This is a genomic window from Comamonas sp. A23 (assembly GCF_004522605.1).
GTDB classification, from domain to species: Bacteria; Pseudomonadota; Gammaproteobacteria; order Burkholderiales; family Burkholderiaceae_C; genus Comamonas; species Comamonas thiooxydans.
Genome location: NZ_RSDT01000002.1, coordinates 516,669 through 538,578 on the forward strand (window position 1 = coordinate 516,669; position 21,910 = coordinate 538,578).

General features: G+C 61.0%; 22 protein-coding genes and 1 tRNA gene. 8 read left to right on the top strand and 15 right to left on the bottom strand.

Features of this window, described 5'->3' with window-relative positions:
* Nucleotides 1-9 precede the first annotated feature (9 nt).
* The 5 genes from EIC84_RS06800 to EIC84_RS06820 all read left to right on the top strand — a co-directional run bounded on the left by EIC84_RS06800 (nucleotide 10) and on the right by EIC84_RS06820 (nucleotide 3,878).
* Nucleotides 10-1,227: a type II secretion system F family protein gene (locus EIC84_RS06800; RefSeq protein ID WP_003062193.1), complete on the top strand. Its 1,218-nt coding sequence runs from the start codon at nucleotides 10-12 to the stop codon at nucleotides 1,225-1,227.
* The gene (locus tag EIC84_RS06805; RefSeq protein ID WP_003062192.1) at nucleotides 1,227-2,096 is read left to right on the top strand and encodes an A24 family peptidase; all 870 of its coding nucleotides are present in this window, start codon (nucleotides 1,227-1,229) and stop codon (nucleotides 2,094-2,096) included. The genes EIC84_RS06800 and EIC84_RS06805 overlap by 1 nt, the downstream gene beginning before the upstream one ends.
* 3 nt (nucleotides 2,097-2,099) lie before the next feature.
* Complete coding sequence (gene coaE, locus EIC84_RS06810) at nucleotides 2,100-2,726, top strand: dephospho-CoA kinase (protein ID WP_003062191.1); 627 nt, start codon at nucleotides 2,100-2,102, stop codon at nucleotides 2,724-2,726.
* Between the two features lie 87 nt (nucleotides 2,727-2,813).
* Nucleotides 2,814-3,569, top strand: a complete 756-nt coding sequence (gene zapD / locus EIC84_RS06815; protein ID WP_003062189.1) for a cell division protein ZapD — start codon at nucleotides 2,814-2,816, stop codon at nucleotides 3,567-3,569.
* A 99-nt stretch (nucleotides 3,570-3,668) separates the two neighbouring features.
* Nucleotides 3,669-3,878, top strand: a complete 210-nt coding sequence (locus EIC84_RS06820; RefSeq protein WP_034357520.1) for a DNA gyrase inhibitor YacG — start codon at nucleotides 3,669-3,671, stop codon at nucleotides 3,876-3,878.
* Nucleotides 3,879-3,996: 118 nt separating this feature from the next.
* Here the strand turns inward: EIC84_RS06820 and EIC84_RS06825 are convergent, their stop codons facing one another.
* The 4 genes from EIC84_RS06825 to secA all read right to left on the bottom strand — a co-directional run bounded on the left by EIC84_RS06825 (nucleotide 3,997) and on the right by secA (nucleotide 10,034).
* Nucleotides 3,997-4,467: an NUDIX domain-containing protein gene (locus EIC84_RS06825; protein ID WP_003062186.1), complete on the bottom strand. Its 471-nt coding sequence runs from the start codon at nucleotides 4,465-4,467 to the stop codon at nucleotides 3,997-3,999.
* A 12-nt stretch (nucleotides 4,468-4,479) separates the two neighbouring features.
* The gene (locus tag EIC84_RS06830; RefSeq protein ID WP_003062184.1) at nucleotides 4,480-5,415 is read right to left on the bottom strand and encodes an ATP-binding protein; all 936 of its coding nucleotides are present in this window, start codon (nucleotides 5,413-5,415) and stop codon (nucleotides 4,480-4,482) included.
* A gap of 299 nt (nucleotides 5,416-5,714) precedes the next feature.
* Nucleotides 5,715-6,944, bottom strand: a complete 1,230-nt coding sequence (gene argJ / locus EIC84_RS06840) for a bifunctional glutamate N-acetyltransferase/amino-acid acetyltransferase ArgJ (protein WP_003062182.1) — start codon at nucleotides 6,942-6,944, stop codon at nucleotides 5,715-5,717.
* A 330-nt stretch (nucleotides 6,945-7,274) separates the two neighbouring features.
* Nucleotides 7,275-10,034, bottom strand: a complete 2,760-nt coding sequence (gene secA / locus EIC84_RS06845) for a preprotein translocase subunit SecA (protein WP_003062180.1) — start codon at nucleotides 10,032-10,034, stop codon at nucleotides 7,275-7,277.
* Between the two features lie 315 nt (nucleotides 10,035-10,349).
* Between secA and EIC84_RS06850 the strand changes: the two genes are divergently transcribed.
* A complete protein-coding gene (locus EIC84_RS06850; RefSeq protein WP_003062178.1) occupies nucleotides 10,350-10,655 on the top strand; it encodes a hypothetical protein in 306 nt (101 codons plus the stop codon).
* A gap of 56 nt (nucleotides 10,656-10,711) precedes the next feature.
* Here the strand turns inward: EIC84_RS06850 and EIC84_RS06855 are convergent.
* The 6 genes from EIC84_RS06855 to petA all read right to left on the bottom strand — a co-directional run bounded on the left by EIC84_RS06855 (nucleotide 10,712) and on the right by petA (nucleotide 15,007).
* Nucleotides 10,712-10,787 (bottom strand) — tRNA-Thr (locus tag EIC84_RS06855).
* A gap of 84 nt (nucleotides 10,788-10,871) precedes the next feature.
* Nucleotides 10,872-11,390, bottom strand: a complete 519-nt coding sequence (locus EIC84_RS06860; RefSeq protein WP_003062176.1) for a ClpXP protease specificity-enhancing factor — start codon at nucleotides 11,388-11,390, stop codon at nucleotides 10,872-10,874.
* Between the two features lie 99 nt (nucleotides 11,391-11,489).
* The gene (locus EIC84_RS06865) at nucleotides 11,490-12,101 is read right to left on the bottom strand and encodes a glutathione S-transferase N-terminal domain-containing protein (RefSeq protein WP_003058564.1); all 612 of its coding nucleotides are present in this window, start codon (nucleotides 12,099-12,101) and stop codon (nucleotides 11,490-11,492) included.
* 100 nt (nucleotides 12,102-12,201) lie between these two features.
* Nucleotides 12,202-12,957 (bottom strand): cytochrome c1, encoded by a 756-nt coding sequence (locus EIC84_RS06870; RefSeq protein ID WP_003062174.1) that lies wholly within the window; start codon nucleotides 12,955-12,957, stop codon nucleotides 12,202-12,204.
* Between the two features lie 17 nt (nucleotides 12,958-12,974).
* A complete protein-coding gene (locus EIC84_RS06875; RefSeq protein WP_003062172.1) occupies nucleotides 12,975-14,390 on the bottom strand; it encodes a cytochrome bc complex cytochrome b subunit in 1,416 nt (471 codons plus the stop codon).
* A gap of 14 nt (nucleotides 14,391-14,404) precedes the next feature.
* Nucleotides 14,405-15,007 carry a ubiquinol-cytochrome c reductase iron-sulfur subunit gene (gene petA / locus EIC84_RS06880; protein WP_003062170.1) on the bottom strand — a complete coding sequence of 201 codons (603 nt, stop codon included), beginning with the start codon at nucleotides 15,005-15,007 and terminating at the stop codon, nucleotides 14,405-14,407.
* Nucleotides 15,008-15,156: 149 nt separating this feature from the next.
* Here petA and mscL point away from each other — a divergent pair, with 149 nt between their 5' ends.
* The gene (gene mscL / locus EIC84_RS06885) at nucleotides 15,157-15,591 is read left to right on the top strand and encodes a large conductance mechanosensitive channel protein MscL (RefSeq protein WP_003062168.1); all 435 of its coding nucleotides are present in this window, start codon (nucleotides 15,157-15,159) and stop codon (nucleotides 15,589-15,591) included.
* A gap of 158 nt (nucleotides 15,592-15,749) precedes the next feature.
* Here the strand turns inward: mscL and pdxA are convergent, their stop codons facing one another.
* The 5 genes from pdxA to EIC84_RS06910 all read right to left on the bottom strand — a co-directional run bounded on the left by pdxA (nucleotide 15,750) and on the right by EIC84_RS06910 (nucleotide 21,120).
* Nucleotides 15,750-16,808, bottom strand: coding sequence for a 4-hydroxythreonine-4-phosphate dehydrogenase PdxA (pdxA, locus tag EIC84_RS06890; RefSeq protein ID WP_080554090.1), 1,059 nt, complete (start codon nucleotides 16,806-16,808; stop codon nucleotides 15,750-15,752).
* Nucleotides 16,809-16,879: 71 nt separating this feature from the next.
* On the bottom strand, nucleotides 16,880-17,638 hold the full coding sequence (locus tag EIC84_RS06895) for a Nif3-like dinuclear metal center hexameric protein (protein ID WP_003062164.1): 759 nt from the start codon (nucleotides 17,636-17,638) through the stop codon (nucleotides 16,880-16,882).
* 115 nt (nucleotides 17,639-17,753) lie between these two features.
* Complete coding sequence (locus EIC84_RS06900) at nucleotides 17,754-19,328, bottom strand: malonyl-CoA synthase (RefSeq protein WP_003062162.1); 1,575 nt, start codon at nucleotides 19,326-19,328, stop codon at nucleotides 17,754-17,756.
* A gap of 29 nt (nucleotides 19,329-19,357) precedes the next feature.
* Nucleotides 19,358-20,320, bottom strand: coding sequence for a tripartite tricarboxylate transporter substrate binding protein (locus EIC84_RS06905; RefSeq protein WP_003062161.1), 963 nt, complete (start codon nucleotides 20,318-20,320; stop codon nucleotides 19,358-19,360).
* A 50-nt stretch (nucleotides 20,321-20,370) separates the two neighbouring features.
* A complete protein-coding gene (locus EIC84_RS06910) occupies nucleotides 20,371-21,120 on the bottom strand; it encodes an enoyl-CoA hydratase/isomerase family protein (RefSeq protein WP_034361347.1) in 750 nt (249 codons plus the stop codon).
* A gap of 88 nt (nucleotides 21,121-21,208) precedes the next feature.
* On the opposite strand from EIC84_RS06910, the gene EIC84_RS06915 reads away from it, so the two are divergent.
* Entirely contained in the window at nucleotides 21,209-21,907 is a 699-nt protein-coding gene (locus EIC84_RS06915; protein WP_003062157.1) for a GntR family transcriptional regulator, read from the top strand.
* The last annotated feature ends 3 nt before the right edge of the window (nucleotides 21,908-21,910 follow it).

Here is a 21,910-nt window from a genome sequence, read left to right on the forward strand (position 1 = left end):
GGGAACGCCATGGCAAGCGCAGCGTCCAAGGGAATCAAGGAATTTCTCTTCGAGTGGGAAGGCAAGGACCGCAACGGCAAGATCGTTCGCGGCGAGACTCGTGCCGGCGGAGAAAACCAGATCCAGGCCATGCTGCGCCGCCAGGGCGTGACTCCGTCCAAGATCAAGAAGCGCAGGACCCGCGGCGGCAAGAAGATCAAGCCCAAGGACATTGCGCTGTTCACGCGCCAGCTGGCCACCATGATGAAGGCCGGCGTGCCGCTGCTGCAGTCTTTCGACATCGTGGGCCGGGGCAACACCAACCCCAACGTCACCAAGCTGCTCAACGACATCCGCTCCGATGTGGAAACCGGCACTTCGCTGAGCGCCGCCTTTCGCAAGTTTCCGCTCTATTTCAACAGCCTCTACTGCAATCTGGTGGAGGCCGGCGAGGCCGCAGGTATTCTGGAATCGTTGCTGGACCGTCTTGCCACCTATATGGAAAAGACGGAAGCCATCAAGTCCAAGATCAAGTCGGCGCTGATGTACCCCACATCGGTCATGATCGTGGCCTTCGTCGTGGTGACCGTGATCATGATCTTCGTGATCCCGGCCTTCAAGGAGGTCTTCACCTCCTTTGGAGCCGACCTGCCCGCGCCCACGCTGCTGGTGATGGGCATCAGCGATTACTTTGTCCAGTACTGGTGGCTGATCTTCGGCGTGCTGGGCGGCGGCATCTATTTCTTCATGCAGGCCTGGAAGCGCAACGAGCGCGTACAGCAGTTCATGGACCGCACCATACTCAAGCTGCCCATCTTCGGCGTGCTGATCGAGAAGTCCTGCGTGGCCCGCTGGACACGTACGCTGTCCACCATGTTTGCCGCCGGCGTGCCGCTGGTCGAGGCGCTGGACTCCGTGGGAGGCGCCTCGGGCAACTACCTCTACAAAAACGCCACCGACAGGATTCAGTCGGAAGTCTCCACGGGCACCAGCCTGACCGTGGCCATGGCCAATGCCAATATCTTCCCTTCCATGGTGCTGCAGATGTGTGCCATCGGCGAGGAATCGGGCGCCATCGACCATATGCTGGGCAAGGCAGCCGATTTCTATGAAAGCGAAGTCGACGAAATGGTGGCGGGCCTCTCCAGCCTGATGGAGCCCATCATCATCGTCTTCCTGGGCACCTTGATCGGCGGCATCGTGGTGTCCATGTATCTGCCTATCTTCAAGCTGGGTCAAGTGGTCTGATGATTTCCGAACTGGTGTTGAATGCCGCTGCCGGCGGCGTGCTGGGCTTGCTGATCGGCAGCTTTCTGAATGTGGTGATCCACCGCCTGCCTCTGATGATGGAGCAGGAATGGCATGCCGAAGGTGCGCAATGGGCCGAGGAACAAAAGGACAAGGGCGCCAGAATCGAGCTGCCGCCGGCCAAGCCCGCTATCACGCTGAGCCAGCCTCGTTCGCGCTGCCCGCATTGCGGCCATCAGATCGCCTGGTACGAGAACATTCCCGTGCTCAGCTATCTGTTTCTGCGCGGACGCTGCGCCGAGTGCAAAACGCCCATCAGCCTGCGCTACCCTGTGGTTGAACTGGTCTGCGCCGCGCTGTTTGCCTTCTGCCTGGGCCGCGACGGCCTGACCGCCACCGGCTTTGCCTGGTGCGGCTTCAGCGCGGCGCTGCTGGCGCTTGCACTGATAGACTGGGACACCACGTTCTTGCCGGACTCCATCACTCTGCCCCTGCTCTGGGCCGGCCTGATCGCCTCCGCGCTGCAGTGGACCAGCGTGCCTCTGCAACAATCGCTGTGGGGCGCCGTCGCAGGCTATATGTCGCTATGGCTGATCTTCTGGGCCTTCAAGCTGGCAACGGGCAAGGAAGGCATGGGCTACGGCGACTTCAAGCTGTTTGCCGCACTCGGTGCCTGGTTTGGCTGGCAGGCACTGGTGCCCATCATTCTCATGGCATCGGTCGTGGGCGCCGTCATCGGCATTGCGCTCAAGATCAACAGCAAGCTGCGCGAAGGCGGCTATGTGCCATTCGGCCCTTTTCTTGCCGGCGGCGGTTTCGTCAGCCTGATCTGGGGCCCGCAGGCGGTGCTCAGCTTTGCAGGCCTGTAAGCCATGAAAGTCGCACCTGAGCGCTCACCATTCAGACTGGGGCTGACGGGCGGCATCGGCAGCGGCAAAAGCACGGTTGCAGCCAGGCTGCAGGCATGCGGCGCAACGCTGATCGATGCCGACCATATCTCGCGCAGCCTGACGGCAAGCGGCGGCATGGCCCTGCCCCTCATCGCTCAGGCTTTTAGTGCCGATCTGATCGACGCACAGGGCGCCCTCAACCGCGCCCGCATGCGCGAGCTGGTCTTCGCCGATCCGTCCGCGCGCCAGCGCCTGGAAGCCATTCTCCACCCCCTGATCGCCGAGCAGACCCGGCAGCAGCATGAAGCAGCCGTGGCTGCGGGCAGCAAACTCATCGTGCACGACATTCCGCTGCTGGTCGAGTCCGGCCACTGGCGAACACGCCTGGATGGCGTGCTGGTCGTGGACTGCCGCGAAAGCACTCAGACAGAGCGCGTCATGGCACGCAGCGCTCTCACACGCGAGGCCGTGCAGGCCATCATCGACGCCCAGGCCACGCGTGCCCAGCGTCTGGCCACGGCCGACTGGGTCATCTATAACGATGACGGGGTCACAATCGAAACTCTCCACGCATATACCGATCAAATCGCTGCATGGTTCGGGCTATGATGCAGACCATGGCTTGGCCTGTGCGTGTGATCGCCGCATGTGCACGTTGACCGCTGATTCCTGTGCACCCCGAGGAGCCCAGCAAACGTGATCCTGTACGAATATCCATTTAACGAGCGTCTGAGAACTTATCTGCGTCTTGAGCAGCTGTATCGCCGTCTGCGCGAGCTGCTGACCCGCGCGCATTCGGTCGATCATCATTTCGCCCTGATCACCATCTTCGAGATCATGGATGTGGCTTCGCGCAGCGATCTGCGGGCCGACGTCATCAAGGACCTGGAGCGCCAGAAGCATCTGCTGGACGTGTTGCGCGACAACCCCGATATTTCCCAGCACATGCTGCACCAGGTGGCGCGCCAGGTGGAGAGCTGCTTTGCCACCATCAATGCACAGACCGGCAAGACCGGCCAGGCGCTGACCGAAAACGAATGGCTGATGTCCATACGCAGCCGTGTGGGCATACCCGGCGGCACCTGCAGCTTTGACCTGCCGGCCTATCACGCCTGGCAGAACCTCGATCCGCGCTACCGCCAGCGCGACCTCGAAGACTGGGCCGGCGAGCTGACCCCGCTGGGTCAGGCGCTTGAGCTGATCCTGCAGCTGCTGCGCGAAACCGGCATTCCCCAGCGCGTGGTGGCCGAGCAAGGCGTGTTCCAGCAGGCCATGCCGGCCGGCCGCAGCTTCCAGCTGCTGCGCCTGCGCATAGAGCCGCATCTGAATCTGGTGCCGGAAATCAGCGGCAACCGCCTGTTGGTGTCGGTGCGCCTGCTCAAGCTGGCCCATGGCAGCAAGCCCCAGCCCAGCAATGACGACGCCACTTTCGAGCTCACGCTCTGCGCATAAGTCCCCGGCAGTCTTCTCGTCCCGATTGAGCCGCACATTGCGGCTCAATGGCTTTCAGGGTCGGCCACCCGTGTTTTCCAGCTGTGATACATCTACGCCATGAGCACTGACAAGCAATCCCCCACCATGGTGAAATGCCCGACCTGCGGCGGCCCCAGCGTTTTTTTGCCCAGCAACAAATTCCGCCCCTTCTGCAGCGAGCGTTGCCGCAATATCGACCTGGGCGCCTGGGGCAATGAAGAGTTCCGCGTCCCGGCTCAGACACCTCCCGAAGATGCGCCGTTTGGTGATCCACGCACGGAAAACTAAGCAAGGCAGCAAAAAACAAGAGCGCCTTGCGCATGGAATGTCTTGATTTCAGCTTGATTGACCAAGAAAATCGAGATTCAACCAGAGCAAGGCGCTCTTTATTTCAGAGCATACCGCTTCAGACCAGAGGCTGCTGCGCCTCGTAATGGCTTTGATCAAAGACCAGGCCGCGCTCCTCGCTCAGCCATTGCAGCACGGGATAGGCACCGGGCAGGACGGGGTGCACATCGAGCGGCAACTGCTGCCAGGCCATTTGCTGGCCCTCGCGCATCTCGAACTCGCCCGTCCATTCCGTCACCTTGCACCAATGCAGACGCACCAGCGCATGCGGGTAGTCATGCTCGGTCACCTTCCAGGCATGGGCCTGGCCAATGGTCACGCCCAGCTCTTCGATCAGCTCGCGGCGCAAAGCCTGCTCCACGCTCTCGCCTGCCTCCAGCTTGCCGCCAGGAAACTCCCAGTAGCCTGCATACGGCTTGCCTGCAGGGCGGCTTGAAATCAGCAGCGCCCCATCGGATTCGCGCAACAGCACGCCCACGGCCACTTCCGTGTGCTTGCGCTGCGCCTGTGTTTCAGCAGTCACTTCCACAAAACTCTTTCTTCATTCCAGGTCTGCTTCTTCAGCCAGACCGTCCACATCTTCAATGCGCTTCTTGACCGTCACGGGGCGCTCGTTGCGGCCCGCGTAGTCGCGCGCGAACTGGTGGGCCACACGACCGCTGCGCGAGCCGCGCTCCAGCGCCCAGACCAGGGCTTCGGGCCTGGCCGCCTCGATGGTGGCCTGGTCCATGCCCAGCGCAGACAGCCACTGCGCCACCACGCGCAGATACTCGTCCTGGCTGAAGGGGTAGAAGCTCACCCAGAGGCCGAAGCGCTCGGACAGCGATATTTTTTCCTCCACCACCTCGCCGGGATGGATCTCGCCGTTCTCGCTTTTTTGCTGTGCCAGGTTGTCCGTCATGTACTCGGGCAACAGATGGCGGCGATTGCTGGTGGCATAGACCAGCACATTCGGCGTGGCTGCGGAAACCGAGCCATCCAGCATGGATTTCATGGCCTTATAGCCTGGCTCGCCCTCTTCAAAGCTCAGATCGTCGCAATAGATGATGAATTTCTCGCTGCGGCCGGCGACCACGTCGACGATGTCGGGCAGATCGGTCAGATCGGCCTTGTCCACCTCAATCAGACGCAGGCCCTGGGGCGCAAAGCTGTGCAGGCAGGCACGGATCAGCGAGGACTTGCCCGTGCCGCGCGCCCCCGTCAGCAACACGTTGTTGGCCGTGCGATCGCTGACGAACTGCTCGGTATTGCGCGCAATCTTTTCCTTTTGCACGTCGATGTTCTGCAGATCGGACAACTGCATGGCGCCCACATGGCGCACCGGCTCCAGCACGCCGCAGCCGTTGGCGCGCTTGCGGTAGCGCCAGGCAATCGCCGCATCCCAGTCGGCGGGTGCCTGCAGGGGCTGGGGCAGCACGGACTCGATGCGCTGCATCAATTGCTCAGCACGCTCGACCAGGCGCTCCAAAGGGTTCATCACATCTTGCACGATCGAATCTCCATCTGTTTTTATAGCTTTCAGCGCTTGCCTAATCTTGATTTCAGAATGAAAAGCAATCAAAACTCAATATAGACAAGCGCAAGAAGCTCCTGAAATTGAAGCACACGCAGTCGCCTGCGAGGCATGAGGCTGGCGCGGCTCAAGCCAGAGATACCGAGCATGAGCCGCCTCGCAGCGAAGGTATCGTCCCCCTCCCGATGCAACGCATCGAGAGAGGGGGAAGGCGCGTTGCCCAGGCGGAACCGCCTAGGCAACGCGCCTCAGGGGGTGCTCAATTACGACCGGTAATCAGCGTTGATCGTCACATATTCGTGACTCAGATCGCAGGTCCATACCGTTTGCGCGGCATCGCCACGACCCAGCACCACGCGCACCACGATCTCCTGCTGCTTCATCACGCGCTGACCGTCTTCTTCCTTGTAGGAAGGATTGCGGCCGCCGTCGACCACCACATGCACATCGTCCAGGTACAGATCGATCTTGGTCTGGTCCAGGTCGGCAATGCCGGCATAGCCCACAGCGGCCAGGATGCGACCCAGATTGGGGTCGGAAGCAAAAAAGGCCGTCTTGACCAGGGGCGAGTGGGCAATGGAGTAAGCAACCAGACGGCACTCTTCCTCATTCTTGCCACCCTCGACCTTGACGCTGATGAACTTGGTGGCGCCCTCGCCATCGCGAACAATGGCCTGCGCGAGCTTTTGTGCCACTTCCAGCAATGCGGCCTTGAGCTGCTCGCCTTCGGCGCTGGAGAGCTCCTTGATCTGGGCGTTGCCTGCCTTGTGGGTGGCGATCAGCACGAACGAGTCATTGGTGGAGGTGTCGCCATCAATGGTCACGCGGTTGAAGGAGCCGTCGGCCAGCTCCTTGACCAGGGGCTGCAGCAGCTCGGGTGCGATCGCCGCATCGGTAGCCAGAAAGCCCAGCATGGTCGCCATATTGGGACGGATCATGCCAGCGCCCTTGCTGATGCCTGTGATGGCAACCGTCTTGCCGCCAATGCTGACGCTGCGGCTGAAAGCCTTGGGCAAGGTGTCGGTGGTCATGATGCCTTCGGCAGCCGTGGCCCAGTTATCCGCCTTGGCAGCAGCAATGGCCTTGGGCATGCCCGCCACGATGCGGTCAACGGGCAGCTCTTCCATGATCACGCCAGTGGAAAAAGGCAGGATCTGGCCTGCGTTCAGATCCAGCTCCTTGGCCAGAGCCGCGCAGGTGGCGCGGGCATTGGCCAGACCGGCGGCGCCGGTGCCTGCATTGGCATTGCCGGTGTTGACGACCATGGCGCGGATGCCGGTGCCGACCGCCAGATGCTCGCGGCAGATCTGCACGGGAGCGGCGCAGAAACGGTTCTGGGTGAACACGCCGGCCACCGAGGCGCCTTCGTCGAGCAGGAACACCGTCAGGTCCTTGCGATTGGCCTTGCGCACGCTGGCTTCGGTAACGCCAATGCGAACGCCATTGATCGCCAGCAGATCAGCGGCGACGGGAGCGGAAAGATTCACGGACATTTCTGTATGTTCCTGAGAAAAGCCTCCCCCTGAGCCGCTGCGCGGCTTCCCCCTGAGGGGGACGACATCTTCGCCGCGAGGCGGCTCTTGCTCGATGTCTCCGGCCAAGAGCGCGCCCCGTGCAGCAGCCTAGGGGTCGAAAGTTAAAACGTTCCCCATTATCGGAACAATCAAGCCGGCCTCAGGCTTTACTGGCATTGCCCGAGTAAAAAGCCAACGCACAAATGCAAACACGGGCCAATGCCCGTGTTGTAAATGCAGCTTGAGAAGCCATCCTCACGGCTGGGCCGTGAGTTCCCCTTGGAGCAAGGCGCGAAGCGCCTCAGGGGGTCAGGACAGCTTGCCGTGGCAAAGCTTGAACTTCTTGCCGCTACCGCAAGGGCAAGGGTCGTTGCGGCCCACATGCACGCCTTCGGGCATGGCCAGAGGCTCGGCCAGCATCACGTCGTCCTCGATGCTCATGCCTTCGGTTTCCGACGGGGAGGCATAGCTCATGTGCTCCAGGCTCTGCGCACCGCGCTCGTTCATGGCGACGGCGGCTTCGTCCATCTCTTCGCGCGAGCGGACCTGGACCGTCATCAGCACGCGGGTGACTTCGGTCTTGACCTGATCGATCAGCTGGCGGAACAGCTCGAAAGCCTCGCGCTTGTATTCCTGCTTGGGCTGCTTCTGGGCATAGCCGCGCAGGTGAATGCCCTGGCGCAGATAGTCCAGCGCGGCCAGGTGGTCGCGCCAGTTGGTGTCGAAGCTCTGCAGCAGCACGGCACGCTGGAATTGCGTGAAGTTCTCCTGGCCGATCATGGCCACCTTGGCGTCGAACAGATCGTGGGCCGCCTTGACGACCTTCTCCAGAATGTCTTCGTCGGTGATGGATTCGGAACCCGCCACGTCCTGCTGCAAGGAAAGATCGATCTGCCATTCGCTGGCCAGCGCCTTCTCCAGGCCGGGCACATCCCACTGCTCTTCCATGGACTCGGCCGGCACGTACTGACGCACCAGATCGGTGATCACGTCCTCGCGCATCGCGGCCAGCATGCCATTCAGGTCTGTGGAATCCAGAATGTCGTTGCGCTGCTGGTAGATCACCTTGCGCTGGTCGTTGGCCACGTCGTCATATTCGAGCAGTTGCTTGCGCATGTCGAAGTTGCGTGCTTCGACCTTGCGCTGCGCCGACTCGATGGAGCGGGTCACGATGCCGGCCTCGATGGCTTCGCCTTCGGGCATCTTCAGGCGGTCCATGATGGCCTTGACTCGGTCGCCCGCGAAGATGCGCATCAACTGGTCGTCCAGACTCAGATAGAAGCGCGAAGAGCCGGGGTCGCCCTGGCGGCCCGAGCGGCCACGCAGCTGGTTGTCGATACGGCGCGATTCATGACGCTCGGTGGCGATGATGCGCAGACCGCCCAGTGCCACGATCTTGTCGTGAGCCACTTGCCAGTCGGCACGCAGCTGCTCGATCTGCTGCTGGCGCTCGGTCTCGCTGAGCGCCTCGTTGCTCTCGATGGCCTTGAGCTGCTTGTCGATATTGCCGCCCAGCACGATGTCGGTACCACGGCCGGCCATATTGGTGGCGATGGTGATCATGCCTTCGCTGCCCGCCTGGGCAATGATGTCGGCCTCGCGCTCATGCTGCTTGGCGTTGAGCACCTGATGGGGCAGCTTTTCGCGCGTCAGCAACTGGTCGATGATTTCGGAGTTTTCGATCGAGGTCGTGCCGACCAGCACGGGCTGGCCGCGCTCGTAGCACTCGCGGATGTCCTTGATCGCCGCGTCGTACTTTTCCTTGGTGGTCTTGTAGACGCGATCGAGCTGGTCCTGGCGCTTGCTGGGCTTGTTGGGCGGCACCACCACGGTTTCCAGGCCATAGATTTCCTGAAATTCGTAGGCCTCGGTGTCGGCCGTACCGGTCATGCCCGACAGCTTCTTGTACAGACGGAAGTAGTTCTGGAAGGTGATCGAGGCCATGGTCTGGTTCTCGGCCTGGATGGCCACACCCTCCTTGGCTTCCACGGCCTGGTGCAGGCCATCGCTCCAGCGACGGCCGGCCATCAGACGGCCGGTGAACTCGTCCACGATCACGATTTCGTCGTTCTGCACCACATAGTGCTGGTCGCGGAAATACAGCTGATTGGCACGCAGCGCGGCGTACAGATGATGCACCAGAGAGATGTTGGAGGGGTCGTACAGGGACGAGCCTTCGGCGATCAGGCCGGCATGGGCCAGCAGGCGCTCGGCCGCTTCATAGCCTTGATCGGTCAGGTAGACCTGATGGGATTTCTCATCGACCGTGAAATCGCCGGGCTTGGTCACGCCTTCACCCGTACGGGGATCGGCTTCGCCCTCCTGACGCACCAGATTCGGCACGATCTGGTTCATGGCCACGTACATGGCCGTGTGATCTTCGGCCGGACCGGAGATGATCAGCGGAGTACGCGCCTCGTCGATCAGGATGGAGTCCACCTCGTCGACGATGGCGTAGTTCAGCACGCGCTGCACGCGGTCGCCGGGCTCGTACACCATGTTGTCACGCAGGTAGTCGAAGCCGTATTCGTTGTTCGTGCCGTAGGTGATGTCGGAGTTGTATGCCTGCTGCTTTTGTTCGCGCGACAGATTGGGCAGGTTGATGCCCACCGACAGGCCGAGGAAGTTGTAGAGGCGAGCCATGGTCGTGGCATCGCGATTGGCCAGGTAATCATTGACGGTCACGACATGCACGCCCTCGCCCGACAGGGCATTGAGGTACACGGGCAGCGTCGCGGTCAGCGTCTTGCCTTCTCCGGTGCGCATTTCGGCAATCTTGCCGTAATGCAGCGCCATGGCGCCCAGCATCTGCACGTCGAAGTGACGCATCTTCATGACGCGCTTGGAGCCTTCACGCACTACGGCAAAGGCTTCGGGCAACAACTCGTCCAGCGCCTCGCCCTTGGCAACGCGGTCCTTGAACTCCTGCGTCTTGGCGCGCAATGCCTCATCGCTGAGCTTTTCGTACTCAGGCTCCATCGCATTGATGCGAGCGACTGTTTTACGGTATTGCTTGAGCAACCGGTCATTGCGGCTGCCGAACAGTTTGGTGAGGAAATTGGTGGCCATGCGTGCGAAGGCACATTGCTTTTTTGCCTGTTGCGCAAAGCAATGTGTCCAGAATCCCTTGATTGTTGGTCTTCAGATGGGGCCGTCCCTGCGGCAGTCAAGAGCCACACCCGAAATGGGTGAAAAAACCTCCTGACGCACCCCAAACAGGGACAGGACCAAAAAATGATTCTAACCGCGCAAGCCTGCCTTGGCTTTTCGCCACTCCAGAGCACGTATGGGATTGCACCGCGCGCGCAAATAGCCGGCACTGCGGCATTCATTCCCGGCTGAGCTAAGCTCGGGCTTGCCCTTGCCCAACTGTTTGCCGCTCGCATGACCATTGTTCGCCGCCATCACGCCGTAACTGCCATCAATGCCATGGAGTCTTCTCCCACATTGGCGCGCCTGGCAGCACTGACTCAGGACTCCAGCAACCGGCTCAAAGCCGTTTTACCCCTGGTTCCGCCCATGCTGCGCGCCAGCTTGCAAGCCGGCCCCATTGATGAAGACGGCTGGTGCCTGATTGTGAAAAACAACGCTGCTGCGGCCAAAGTGCGCCAATTGCTGCCGGCCATGGCGGCTCATCTGCGCACCAAAGGCTGGGCTGTCAACAGCATCCGCATCAAGGTTCAGGCCTGACAAGACCTTTTTAGAGGCAGAAAAACAAAAAAGGCCTCCGAAGAGACCTATTTGTTTGGTGCCGGTTGTCGGATTCGAACTGACGACCTACCGCTTACAAGGCGGGTGCTCTACCAACTGAGCTAAACCGGCGAAGACTGAATTCTAACGTAGAAATTCAGCCCCAAAAGAAGAATCCTGAAATTTCCCGATCTGCCGGCAAAAACACTGGCCGGACTACTTCACACGCTTGAGCGCCGGACGACCACCTGCGGGTGGCGGCGTACGAGGAGCATCATCTTCGCCGAAAGCTTCTGCTTCCGCCTTGACGGGAACCAGTTGCACCACACGCTCGGCCGAGGACTCCTCATCCGACTCCATGTCGGGCTCGGCATCCTCCATCGATGGCGCATCATCGTCCTCGGGGACTTCGTCCTCCTCGGGCGGGAAGGCCATGCCCTGTCCGGTCTCGCGGGCATAGATGGCCATGACGTTCGCCACAGGCACCATGATTTCCCGTGGCTGGCCACCAAAGCGTGCTTTGAATTCAACATACTCATTGCCGATCAGCAGGCCGCTGGTCGCGTCATAGCTGATGTTGAGCACGATCTGGCCATCACGCACAAACTCCATGGGCACCTGGGTGCTGCGATCCACGCGCACGGCAATATGCGGCGTCAAACCATTGTCGGTACACCATTCAAACAATGCCCGCAGCAGATACGGACGGGTTGAAGTCGTTTCAGGGGCTGTCATCTCATTTCCTGACGAATCAAATCCAGAAGATTGCAAAGACAAAAAAGCGGGCAGATGAAGGAAAGCCCTTCAACATGCCCGCTCTGCGCTCATGTGCAATTACTTGCGCATGACCTTTTCAGAGGGAGTCAGTGCTTCAATGTAAGCGGGGCGCGAGAAAATGCGCTCGGCATACTTGAGCAGAGGGGCAGCATTCTTGGACAGCTCGATGCCGTAATAGTCCAGGCGCCACAGCAGGGGAGCAATGGCCACATCCAGCATGGAGAAGTTCTCGCCCATGATGTACTTGTTCTTCAGGAAGATGGGCGCCATCTGGGTCAGGCGGTCACGGATATGGGCACGAGCCTTCTCCAGAGCCTTTTCATTGCCCTTGACGTTGCGCTCTTCCAGAGCGCTCACGTGCACGAACAGTTCCTTTTCGAAGTTCAGCAGGAACAGGCGCACACGGGCACGGTCCACAGGGTCGCCAGGCATCAGCTGGGGATGGGGAAAGCGCTCATCGATGTACTCGTTGATGATGTTGGACTCGTACAGAATCAGGTCGCGCTCGACCAGGATTGGCACTTGACCATAGGGGTTCATCACGGCGATTTCTTCGGGCTTGCTGAACAAGTCCACATCGCGGATCTCGAAATCCATGCCTTTTTCAAACAGCACAAAGCGGCAGCGGTGTGAGAAGGGGCAAGTCGTTCCCGAATAAAGCACCATCATGGTGGAGACTCCTAAAAATCAAAAAGAGTGGGTTGCCCACGGCACCCCACTCTGCACTAACACGGTTTGGCTGCAGACAACTTCTGCACGGCGGCAAAGCCTATTTCACGTCTTTCCAGAACGCGGCATTCAGGCGCCAAGCGATAAAGATGAAGAAGGCCAGGAAAATCAACACGCCCACCCCGATACGGGTTCGGGTGTTCTGAGCCGGCTCCCCCATCCATTGCAGGTAATTCACCAGATCGCCAACTGCCTGATCGTACTGCACTGCGCTCATCTTGCCAGGAGACACCTGCTCCCAACCCTTGAAGACCTGGGTCTTAGTTCCATGGTCGTCATGCTCTTCGAAGATGGCGCGACGCTCACCCTGCAGCTCCCACAGCGCATGCGGCATGCCTACGCTGGGAAAGGCAAGATTATTCCAGCCCGTGGCCTTGGTGTCATCCCTGTAGAAAGTACGCAAGAAGGTATACAGGTAATCAGCGCCCGAGCCGCCCGAGCCGGCACGCGAGCGCGCGATCACGGTCAGGTCGGGAGGGTTGGCACCGAACCACTCCTTGGCTTCCTTGGGATTGATGGCTGCCTTCATGGTCTCACCCACCTTGTCGGTGGTGAACAACAGATTGTCCTTGATGTCCTGATCGGTCAGACCGATGTCCTTCAAGCGATTGAAACGCATGAAGGCAGCGGAGTGGCAGCTCAGGCAGTAGTTGACAAAGATCTTGGCACCATTTTGCAGGGATGCCGTGTCGCTGGTGTTGACTGGCGCCTTGTCCCAGTGGATGCCGCCTTCAGAAGCTTGCGCTGCACCGGCAATACCCAGGGCTGCAACCAGGGTCAGAATCAGTTTCTTCATTCTTGTTCTCTCCTGCTTCAGTGAGGCTTGAAGGTGACACGCTCGGGCACGGGCTTGGTTTCACCCAAGCGGCTCCACCAGGGCATGAGCAGGAAGAAGCCGAAGTAGAACAGCGTGCCGACCTGCGACACCTTCTCGCCCACCGGCGACGGAGGCTGCACCCCCAGATAGGCCAGGACGACGAAGTTCACCACAAACACTGCATACACATATTTGTGCCAGCTGGGACGATAGCGGATCGACTTGACCGGGCTGCAATCGAGCCAGGGCAGGGCAAACAGGATGATGACCGCACCACCCATGACGACCACGCCCCAGAACTTGGCATCGATGGACAGCATCATGGCGATGGCACCCAGGGCCACGATGGCGACGGCACCCTTGGCAAAACCGGGCAGACGCGACTTGAGAATGCCGTAGCCGGCACCCAGCACCACGCAGGCGATCAGCACATACATCATCTCGCTGGTGATGGCACGCAACATCGAATAGAAGGGCGTGAAATACCAGACAGGGGCAATGTGATTGGGCGTCTTGAGCGGGTCGGCAGGAATGAAGTTGTTGTACTCCAGGAAGTAGCCGCCGAACTCGGGCGCAAAGAACACCACGGCCGAGAACAGGAACAGGAACACCGTCACGCCAAAGATGTCATGCACCGTGTAATAAGGGTGGAAGGGCACGCCATCCAGAGGGCGGCCCTTTTCATCCTTGGGCGCGTTCGGGCCCTTGATCTCGATACCGTCGGGATTGTTGGAGCCCACGTCGTGCAGCGCCAGCAAATGCGCAACCACCAGACCCAGCAGCACCAGAGGCACGGCGATCACGTGGAAGCTGAAGAAGCGGTTCAGAGTCGCATCGCCCACCACATAGTCGCCACGGATCAGCAGAGCCAGATCGGGACCGACAAAGGGGATGGCGGAGAACAGGTTCACGATCACCTGGGCGCCCCAGTACGACATCTGGCCCCAGGGCAGCAGATAGCCCATGAAGGCTTCGGCCATCAGTACCAGGAAGATGGCGCAGCCGAAGATCCAGACCAGCTCACGCGGTTTGCGGTAAGAACCGTACAGAAGACCGCGGAACATATGCAGATAGACCACCACAAAGAACGCCGAGGCGCCCGTGGAGTGCATGTAGCGGATCAGCCAGCCCCAGGGCACATCACGCATGATGTATTCCACCGAAGCAAACGCCTTTTCGGCATCGGGCTTGTAGTGCATCACCAGGAAGATGCCGGTGACAATCTGGATCACCAGCACCAGCAGCGCCAGCGAGCCGAAGATGTACCAGAAGTTGAAGTTCTTGGGAGCGTAGTACTCCGACATATGGACGCGGTACGCATCGAATGCCGTCGGAAACCGGTTCTCCAGCCAGTTCATGGCCTTCGCTCCGGTTGTGGAGTTCGGGTCGATTTGCTTGAATTCGTGAGCCATTGTTCTTGTCTCCCTCAGGCTGCCTTGGTGTCTTCACCAATCAGCAGCTTGGTGTCGGACAGATACATATGTGGCGGCACTTGCAGGTTGTCCGGCGCTGGCTTGTTCTTGAACACCCGGCCGGCCATGTCAAAGGTGGAGCCATGGCATGGGCACAGGAAACCGCCCTTCCAGTCTGCAGGCAGCGAAGGCTGAGGCCCGGCGACGAACTTGTCGGTGGGAGAGCAGCCCAGATGCGTGCAGATGCCCACGACCACCAGGATTTCAGGCTTGATGGAGCGCGCTTCATTGCGTGCATAGGGAGGAGTGAACTCTTCGGGATGACGCGCCGAGGTCGGGTCTGCCAGTTCGCCATCGAGGCCGGGCAAGTCCTTGAGCTGCTCGGGTGTGCGCTTGATGATCCACACCGGCTTGCCACGCCACTCGACGGTGAGCTTCTCACCATCCTTGAGATTGGAGATATCCACCTCTACCGCAGCGCCTGCTGCTTTGGCTTTTTCAGAAGGCTGGAAGGAGCTCACGAAAGGGACGGCCGTTGCCACACCGCCCACGGCACCAGCACATGCTGACGTGATGATCCACGTGCGCTTGCTGGAGTCGACTGGAGAGTCACTCATGGATTTCCTCGAAGTACATCGCTTGATTTGGGGTCAACTGCAAATTCTAGCGGTGGGGTTATGGTTATTCCAGCCCCAGTCCGACGTTGACAACCGCCAAAGTCACGCAATACTGCGCTATCTCAAACTCTTAGTGACTGGAACTGCTTATGGGCATGATGCAAGAATTCCGCGAGTTCGCAATCAAGGGAAACGTCATGGATCTTGCCGTGGGCGTGATCATCGGCGGCGCGTTCGGGAAAATCGTTGATTCCGTGGTCAACGACCTCATCATGCCTCTGGTGGGCCTGTTCTTTGGCAAGCTGGATTTTTCCAACCTGTTCGTCGTTCTGGGCACCATGCCCGAAGGAGTTCCACGCACTCTGGATGCACTGAAAAAAGCCGGCATTCCCGTATTTGCCTATGGCAACTTCATCACGGTTGCGGTGAACTTCGTGATTCTGGCCTTCATCATTTTCATGATGGTCAAACAGATAAACCGCCTCAAACGCGAGGCTCCGCCTGCACCGGAGCAAGCGCCCGCTACGCCTGAAGACATTCAGCTGCTGCGCGAGATCCGCGACAGCCTCAATCGCAAGGCCTGAGAGCGTTCAGCCCAGTGAAGAAAAGCCTGCTGACCTCCAGCAGGCTTTTTTCATGGCATCGAGCATTCGGCGCGACCCAGCACAATGCATGAATCCATCCGGCAAACGCTTGGATGCCTGAAGCATTGACGACTGGTGAACCTGCAGTTGAAGTCCCATCAACTCGCCAGGCTACGGGCCATATGCACGGCTTCAAGCAGGCTGGCCTCATCGGCCACGCCCTGACCGGCAATATCAAAGGCCGTGCCATGATCGGGACTGGTGCGTACCAACGGCAAACCCAGGGTCACATTGACGCCTTTTTCCACACCCAAATATTTGACTGGGATCAACCCTTGGTCGTGGTACATCGCCAACACCACATCGAATTCACCCGGGTGGGCTGGCGTATTTCGCGCCCGCATGAAGACCGTGTCCGGCGCAAACGGTCCCTGCACATTCATGCCTTCGGCCTGCGCTGCCGCGATCGCCGGGGCAATGATTTCGATTTCTTCACGTCCGAAGATGCCGCCCTCGCCCGCATGCGGATTGAGCCCTGCCACGGCAATGCGAGGCCTACGCCCCAGGTTCCTGCCCAGCGCCTGATGCGTGATGCGCAAGGTCTGCAGAATCTGCGACCCGGTCACGGCCTCGATGGCCTCGCGCAGCGAGACATGGATGCTGACCAGCACGGTGCGCAACTCGTCATTGGCCAGCATCATACGCACCGGCATCTGCTCCAGCGAAACGCCCGCATGGGCGGCCGCCTCGGCCTGCAGCAGCTCCGTATGCCCGGGGAACGTCACGCCGGCCAGATGCAGTGCCTCTTTATGCAAGGGCGCCGTAACCATGGCGGCAATCTCGCCACGCAAAGCCGCCTGCGCGGCCCAGACCACGCATTGCGCCGCGGCCTGCCCAGCAGCCGCGCAAATCCGACCATAGGGCTGAGGCCCCGCCAGCCCCGGCAGGTTCAGCAGTGCAACAGCACCCTCCGGAACAGACCAGGCTTCGCCCGGCTCATCGATCACCACCACGGGCTGGGCGATGGCCTGATCGCCGTCGGCGGCCCGAGCTGCCAGCGCCGTGGCTCGGCGCAGAGTCTGCAACTCGCCCACCACAAAACAGCCACGCATGGCCTGCGGCGCAGCCCGGAAGGCCTTGGCGATGATTTCAGGCCCTATGCCTGCGCAGTCGCCTTGGGTGATGGCGATGGTTTGGGTTGAAGCAATGACGGACATAGGCATCAGAGTTGCCGCAAGCCCCCTGTTCCAAAGTGCTTGCAGTCATCAAAGTGAAAGGCGGAGGCGGATCAGGCCGGGTTGTCGATATCGATGAAGCGGTGCTCCAGCCCGCACTCCTGGGCTACATGGGCCGCCACGGCCGGCGCGCCGTAGCGCTCGGTCGCATGATGGCCGGCAGCGATGAAGCTCACGCCCATCTCGCGTGCCAGATGCATCTGGGGCTCGGAGATCTCGCCGGTGATATAGGCATCGGCGCCGGCGGCAATCGCGGACTCGAAAAAGCCCTGCGCCCCTCCGGTGCACCAGGCCAGCCTGCGGATCGGCTTGTGCTCTTGCGCACCGGCCAGCGTCACCTTGCGCCCCAGCACGCTTTGCACATGCCCTGCCAGGGCGGCGGCATCGGCAAAGTCCACATCGGCCAGCCAGCCCAGGTTCTGCTCGCCAAAGGCCGCCTGGCCCCGCACGCCGAGCCTGGCACCCAGTTGCGCGTTATTACCCAGTTCGGCATGGGCATCCAGCGGCAGGTGATAGGCAAACAGATTGATGTCATGCGCCAGCAGCAGACGGATGCGCTCCTTGAGCCAGCCCGTGATGCGACCATCCATGCCGCGCCAGAACAGACCGTGGTGCACGAAGACGGCATCGGCCCCGGCCTCAATCGCCGCCTCGATCAAGGCGCGACTGGCCGTCACACCGCTGACGATGCGACGAATCTCGCCCTTGCCTTCGACCTGCAGGCCGTTGGGTCCGTAGTCCTTGAAGCGTTCGGGCTGCAGCAAGGCGTCGAACGCCTGCAGCATGTCTTGGCGAGTGGTCATCATGGGCATGATTGTCGCACCCGCCGCACTTCAAGATAAGGAGCTGCTAACGCATGCAATCAAAGCATTTCAGTACGAAATACACCTAAATACCTTTGTTGCCATGAGGTAGCAGCTATGGTTTTCAGAGAAACAAGTCCCGGTAGCGATCACGCAGCAGGTTTTTCTGCACCTTGCCCATGGTGTTGCGCGGCAGCTCCGAGACGACAACGCAGCGCTTGGGAATCTTGAAGTTGGCAAGCCGGGACTTGAGCGCGGCGACAATGGCGGCGCCGTCGAGTGGATGGCCGCTCCTGGCAACGACCACCGCCACCCCCACCTCGCCGAAATCCGGGTGCGGCACACCGACCAGGGCGCTCTCGGCCACGCCGGGCATATCGTTGATAAAGCCTTCGATCTCCGCCGGGTAGACGTTGTAACCGCCGCTGATGATCAAATCCTTGCTGCGACCCACGATGCTGACATAGCCGCGCTCGTCGATCCTGCCGACGTCTCCGGTCCTGAACCAGCCGTCGGCCGTGAACTCCTGCGCCGTTTTCTCCGGCATGCGCCAATAGCCTTTGAAGATATTGGGTCCCCGGACCTCGATGGCACCGACCTCGCCCGTGGGCAGCGGCTGGCCGCTGTCGCGCGCCACGCGCACCCCCACACCGGGCAGCGCAAAGCCCACGGTGCCACCACGGCGCTCGTCCTGCCCGCCGTGGCGTGCGTCGGGACCGTAGGGATTGGAGGTGAGCATGATGGTTTCACTCATGCCATAGCGCTCAAGAATGGTGTGGCCGGTGCGCTGGCGCCACTCGCCAAAGGTCTCGATGAGCAGCGGCGCCGAGCCCGAGATGAACAGCCGCATCCGGCCGGCCGCCTCCCTCGTCAGCGTCGGCTCGGCCAGCATGCGCACATACAGCGTGGGCACGCCCATGAACACGGTGGCGCGCGGCATGGCGGCGATCGCGGCTTTGGCGTCGAATTTCGACATCCAGATGATCTTGCTGCCATTGATCAGCGCACCATGGATGGCGACGAACAGCCCGTGCGCATGGAAGATAGGCAGGGCGTGGATCAGCACGTCACCGCCCTGCTCGCGCGTGCGCCAGCCCCAGTACTGCTTGAGCATGAGCGCGTTCGAGAGAAGATTGCCATGCGAGAGCATCGCCCCTTTGCTGCGCCCCGTGGTGCCACTGGTGTAGAGGATGGCGGCCAGATCATCGGCCTGGCGCGGCACGGGTGCATGCACCTCGTCGAAGCGCAGCGCCTGCTCCAGCAGGCTGCCGTCCTGCGCTTCGCCCAGCGTGAAAACATGCTGCGTGCCGCAGTCCGCCGCCACCTTTGCCACCCAGTCCATATTGGCGGGCGTGCAGACTACGACGGCGGGCTCGGCATTGCCGATGAAATATTCGATCTCGGCACTCTGGTAGGCAGTATTGAGCGGCAGGAACACATGACCGGCACGCAAGGTGGCCAGATACAGCATCAGTGCCTCGACCGACTTTTCCACCTGCACCGCGATACGGCTGGCGGCGGGCAGATCGAGCGAGGCCAACAGATTCGCCATGCGTGCGCTCATGCGATCCAGCTCGCGCCAAGTATAGAAAAGCGGTGCATCGGCCGGGGCCTGAGGCGATACCGCCTCGATGGCGACCTCGTCCAGATCGGCCGGGAAAGCCGCGCGCAGGGCGGTGAACATATTCATGTCAGACATATGGAAAACTCTCTTTGCTGGAAACCGCTTCATTGCCCTGCCATGGCGCGCTCGGCAACGGCTTTTTGCTTCTTGCCGTCGGCCTGGGCCCAGGCCTCGAACTCCTGGGGCGATGCCGAGGGATAGGCCACGACGCCCTGCTTTTCGAGCTTGGCCTTGACTTCCGGGTCGCTCAAGGCCTGGCGGCTGGCCTCGAACAGCTTTTGCGTGATCTCCCTGGGCAGCTTGGCCGGCCCGTAGAGACCGAACCAGAGCGTGAAGTCCGCCCCATCGATGCCGGACTCCTGCATGGCCGGCAGATCGGGGAACAGCTGCGAGCGCTGGGCCGTCGTCACGGCCATGATGCGCAGCTTGCCGCCGGCGGCCATGGGCATCACCGAGGGGGGCGTTCCGAAAGTCATGTCCACATCGCCCGCACCCACGGCCTGAATCGACGGCGCCCCGCCCTTGAACGGCACATGCAGCATGTCGATGCCAGCCGCATGCGCAAACGAGGCCCCCGCCAGATGCGTGACCACGCCCGTGCCGGATGAGGAATAGCTCAGCTTGCCGGGGTTCTTGCGCGCCCGCTCTATCAGGCCGGCCACGGTTTTCTCGGGAAAGTCCTTTTTCACCGCCAGCAGCATCGGCGAATCGCTCCAGCGCATGATGGGCGTGAAACTCCTGGCACCGTCGTAGCGCGCACTCTTATAGAGAATCTGGTCGGTGCCGTAGAGATTGGCGGAGCCCAACAGCAAGGTATAGCCGTCCGCAGGCGCCCGCGCCACCAGATCCGACGCAATCGTCGTGCCGGCGCCGGGGCGGTTGTCCACCAGCACTGCCTGGTTCAGCACCCGCCCCAGCTTCTCGCTGACGATGCGCGCCACAGCGTCGGCGCCGCCGCCGGGCGGAAAGCCCACCATCAGGGTGATGGGGCGCGACGGGTAGGCGTCCGCCAGTGCCAGGGCGCTGGCGCTCAGCAGGCAGACCGATATCAATGCTTTCTTGAACATGCTTGTCTCCTTGATGGAAGTTAGGGTTGTTTTTCGGCGCAACAGCGGCGCTAGCAGCCTTTGAAAACCGGTACGCGCTTCTCGCGCCAGGCCAGGCCGCCTTCGCGCAGATCCGCGGATTCGACCGAGCGCTGCACGTCGCGCGCAATCGCCTCGCGGTCTTGGCGGCCGCAGGCAATCAGATTCAGGTGTTTCTTCATGCCGGACAAAGCCAGGGGCGCCATTGCGCCGATCGTCTCGGCCAGAGCCGCCACGGTCTCGTCGAGCTGCGGCGCCGCCGCCAGATGCGTCAGAAAGCCGCAGGCCTTCATCTGCTCGGCATCCAGGCGCTCGCCGGTCAGGAACAGGCGCTTGGCGGTATCGAGTCCCAGGCGACTGACATAGCGCTCCATTCCTGAGGCGTAGAAATGCAGGCCCAGCCGCGCCGCAGGCATGAACATGTCTGCCGCCATCGAACCCACGCGAAAGTCGCAAGCCAGCGCCAGATCGGTCCCGCCGCCATAGACGCCGCCCTGGATGGCGGCGATGGTCACCGCACGGCACTGCTCCACCACGTCCACCATTTCGCCGAAGCTGCTGCCTTCGCTCTGGCTGTTTTCGATTTGTGATATATCGTAGCCACTGCAGAAATACTTGCCTTCGCTACGCAGCACCAGCACCCGCACCTCCGATCTGCGATTGACGCTCTCGATGGATTCCATGAGCACCGGCAAGTCATCGGGCGCCAGGCGGTTTGCCACCGTGGGGCGCTGGAGAGTAATGGTTGCGATATGGTCTTGGTAGTGCAGTCTTGGACTCATGCGTATCAGACATATAAATAGATATATCTAATATTGAACAATGAACCCCAAACCTTCACCAAGGGAAGAAACCCTAGACGCGCCCAGCATGCAGGACCGCATCCGCCTGGCTCTGGAGCAGGATCTGCGCAACGGCGCATTGCGGCCAGGTGCCGCCATCGACGAACAGGCGCTGTGCGAGCGCTTCCAGGCCTCGCGCACGCCGGTCCGCGAGGCCTTGCTGCTGCTGTCCGCCAAGGGGATGGTGAGCATTCTTCCGCGCGTGGGCATCTACGTGCGCCACCTCGATCCCCGCGAGCTGATTGCGATGATGGAAGGGCTTGCCGAGCTGGAAGGCGTGCTGGCGCGCCTGGCGGCCCGGCGCATCAACGCTGAGCAAAGAGCGCAGTTGCAGGCCGCTCTCGCGCAGACCGCTGCCCATGCCCAGAAAGCCGATTCGATAGCCTATGAGCAAGCGAATGCCAGATTGCACGATCTGATATATCAATCCAGCGGAAACACCTTTATCGTCGAGCAGACCCGCGAGGCCAGGCTCAGGGTCGCACCGTACCGCAGCAAGATGTTCGAAAAGCCGGAGCGGCTACTGCACTCCCAGGCCGAGCATGAAGCCGTGGTGGCCGCCATTCTGGCGGGCAACAGCGAAGTTGCTGCCGAGGCCATGCGCAACCATATATCGGCGGGCGGCAGCGCCTTTGCCGACATGGTGCTGAGCACCGTGTCCGCGCAGCTCATGCAGCCGCGCCGCCGCAAACGCGCGAGCAGTGAAAAAAAAGGCAGCCACTGCTGACTG